Annotated in this window: 4 protein-coding genes and 1 pseudogene; 3 read left to right on the top strand and 2 right to left on the bottom strand. The window is 41.3% G+C overall.

The window, feature by feature from the left end; all coding sequences use genetic code 11:
* Both deoA and SPADD19_RS03275 read right to left on the bottom strand, forming a co-directional pair.
* A pseudogene (gene deoA / locus SPADD19_RS03280) lies at positions 1-262 on the bottom strand (pyrimidine-nucleoside phosphorylase); the annotation flags it as partial.
* On the bottom strand, positions 259-852 hold the full coding sequence (locus SPADD19_RS03275) for a class I SAM-dependent methyltransferase (RefSeq protein ID WP_061455194.1): 594 nt from the start codon (positions 850-852) through the stop codon (positions 259-261). The pseudogene deoA and the gene SPADD19_RS03275, both read right to left, overlap by 4 nt.
* Before the next feature lie 90 nt (positions 853-942).
* On the opposite strand from SPADD19_RS03275, the gene coaA reads away from it, so the two are divergent.
* The 3 genes from coaA to SPADD19_RS03260 all read left to right on the top strand — a co-directional run bounded on the left by coaA (position 943) and on the right by SPADD19_RS03260 (position 2,784).
* Entirely contained in the window at positions 943-1,863 is a 921-nt protein-coding gene (coaA, locus tag SPADD19_RS03270; protein WP_061455193.1) for a type I pantothenate kinase, read from the top strand.
* Between the two features lie 96 nt (positions 1,864-1,959).
* On the top strand, positions 1,960-2,208 hold the full coding sequence (gene rpsT, locus SPADD19_RS03265) for a 30S ribosomal protein S20 (protein ID WP_003007640.1): 249 nt from the start codon (positions 1,960-1,962) through the stop codon (positions 2,206-2,208).
* A 66-nt stretch (positions 2,209-2,274) separates the two neighbouring features.
* Positions 2,275-2,784 (top strand): DNA topology modulation protein, encoded by a 510-nt coding sequence (locus SPADD19_RS03260; protein WP_061455192.1) that lies wholly within the window; start codon positions 2,275-2,277, stop codon positions 2,782-2,784.
* Positions 2,785-2,888 lie beyond the last annotated feature (104 nt).

Here is a 2,888-nt window from a genome sequence, read left to right as displayed (position 1 = left end):
CGACACCACCAGTCGAGTGTTTGTCCACCTTAATACCTGGAATTGCTGACAGATCAAACTGTTGCCCTGTTTGGACCATCTTCATGTTCATATGAGAGATTTCTTCCGTCGTCATCCCTTTAAAATAAACGGCCATAGCAAAAGCAGACATTTGGTAATCTGGTACTATTCCAGCCACATACCCCTCAATCAGCCATTCAATTTCTTCCTTGTTTAAGGCAAGACCATCTCTTTTTTTCTGAATGATATCTACTGCTCTCATGATTCTTTCTCACTTCTTAAAATATAATAGCCTTTGTCTTTTTTTACTGTCTCACAATTGCCAAACGTCTCTTCCATCTTGGCCTTAGCACTTGGAGCCCCTTGTTTTTTCTGAATGACAATGGTCAAGTCTCCACCTGGTTTCAAATGTTCAAAACTACCGGTGATCACTTGGTGAACCACTTTTTTACCGGCTCGGATCGGCGGATTACTGATCACATGGTCAAAGACCCCTTCGACTGCTTCATAGACATCCGAAGAAAAGATCTGAGTTTCCACGCCGTTTCGGCTAGCATTTTTCTTAGCCAAGTCTAGTGCCCGCTCATTGACATCGACCATTGTCACTGCAACTCCCTGGGCTTTAGCTAGAGAAAGGCCGACCGGTCCATAGCCACAGCCAACATCGAGGACACTTTCCCCTTCTTGAAAATCCAGGGTTGATAAGAGCACCTGGCTTCCATAATCTATCATTTTTTTACTAAAGACGCCCGCATCTGTATAGAAATTCATCTTTTGTCCCAATAAAACAACAGCCAGATCATGAATATCATGGGCTGCATCTGGGTTTACATCGAAATACATTTTACTCATAAGGTTATTTTAACATAATTCATTCCTTTTTTAAATCGTTTACACGACCTCTAAAAATTGGTATACTAAAGACTACAATAGGAGTGACATATGGACAAAGAATTTCTACATTTTGAAAAAATTAATCGGGAAACTTGGCAGAATTTGCACCGCAAAACCACCCCACCTCTCTCTCAAACAGAGCTCAATTCTATTAAAAGTTTTAACGACCGCATCAACCTCCAAGATGTACGAGACGTCTACCTGCCTTTGACAAACCTGATTGGAATCTACAAGCGTTCCAAAGAAGATTTGGCCTTCTCAAAAGGTATTTTTCTTCAAAAAACGAGTGAACGCCAACCCTTTATCATTGGGGTTTCAGGGAGTGTTGCGGTTGGGAAATCGACCACCAGCCGTCTTCTACAGATTCTGCTTTCGCGGACCTTCGAAGGCTCGAGCGTGGAATTGGTAACAACGGATGGCTTTCTTTATCCCAACGCTGTCTTAAAAGAACAGGAGCTTCTCAATCGAAAGGGATTTCCAGAAAGTTATGATATGGAATTACTCCTTCATTTTCTTAACCAAATCAAGAATAATAAAAGTGTAGAGATTCCAGTCTATTCCCACGAGATTTATGACATTGTTCCCGATCAAAAGCAAACGATATTGCCAGCTGACTTTGTCATTGTCGAAGGGATCAATGTCTTTCAAAATCCTCAAAACGACAGTCTTTATATGACTGATTTCTTTGATTTTTCAATCTATGTAGACGCTGCGGTAAAAGATATCGAATCCTGGTATATCGATCGCTTCCAAAAACTCCTGGCCTTGGCACAAAATGATCCCAATAACTACTACTATCGTTTTACCGAGCAACCACTAGAAGAAGTTTTAAGCATGGCCCATCAGGTCTGGGAATCTATTAATTTAGTCAACTTGCAACATTACATACAACCAACCCGTAACCGGGCTGATCTGATTCTCCATAAGGCAACCAACCATGAAATCGACGAAATTTATCTCAAACGCTAGAGAAAATCGCCTATTAACGGTACTTTTTTAAGGAAAAGCTATTTTAGGCTTGTCAAATCTTAACTTTTCATATATAATGAGATAGTTAGATTATCAATGGAGGTGAATAACTTGGCAAACATTAAATCAGCTATCAAACGCGCTGAATTGAACGTTAAACAAAACGAAAAAAACTCAGCTCAAAAATCAGCTATGCGTACTGCAATCAAAGCTTTTGAAGCAAACCCATCTGAAGAACTTTACCGCGCTGCTAGCTCAGCTATCGATAAAGCAGAAACTAAAGGTTTGATCCACAAGAATAAAGCTAGCCGTGATAAAGCACGTCTTGCAGCGAAACTTGGTTAATCAAGAACAGCATAAAAATCAAGCTCTCCGGAGCTTTTTTTGTGCCTAATTTTTTGAGAGGTGCTTATGAAAATTGTTATTATCGGCTATTCTGGATCAGGTAAATCCACCTTGGCTGAAAACTTATCCCGCCACTACTCCATTCCCAAGCTCCATATGGACACCCTTCAATTTCAACCGGGTTGGATAGACAGTGATCGGGATTGGATGGAGAAAGAGATGAGACAGTTTCTCAGCGATCATAGAGACTGGGTCATTGATGGCAATTACTCTTGGTGCTACTATGAGGAGAGAATGGAGCAAGCCGACCAGATTATCTTTCTCAACTTCTCTCGTTGGAACTGCCTCTTTAGAGCCTGGAAACGATACCGCCGTTATAAAGGCCGAGTCCGAGAGAGTATGGCAGCAGGCTGCCCCGAACGCTTTGACTGGGAATTCATCCGTTGGATCCTTTGGGACGGTCGCCAAGCCAGACAGGTCACACGCTATCGGACTGTCAACCAAACCTATCCAGACAAATTTATCTCTCTCAAGAATCAAAAAGAGCTGGATGCATTTCTAAAAACAATCCAATAAAAAGTTTGGAGATTTTAACCCCAACCTCAGATTGTAGACAAAGTCATATTAAAAACTTTCCTTAGGTGAGTACGGACGTCAGCGAACTTCTACGAAGTTCCATG

It is taken from the genome of Streptococcus parasanguinis, from assembly GCF_001578955.1.
GTDB classification, from domain to species: Bacteria; Bacillota; Bacilli; order Lactobacillales; family Streptococcaceae; genus Streptococcus; species Streptococcus parasanguinis_U.
Note: the sequence above shows the minus strand (reverse complement) of the source record. Positions and strands in the feature narration are given on the sequence as shown.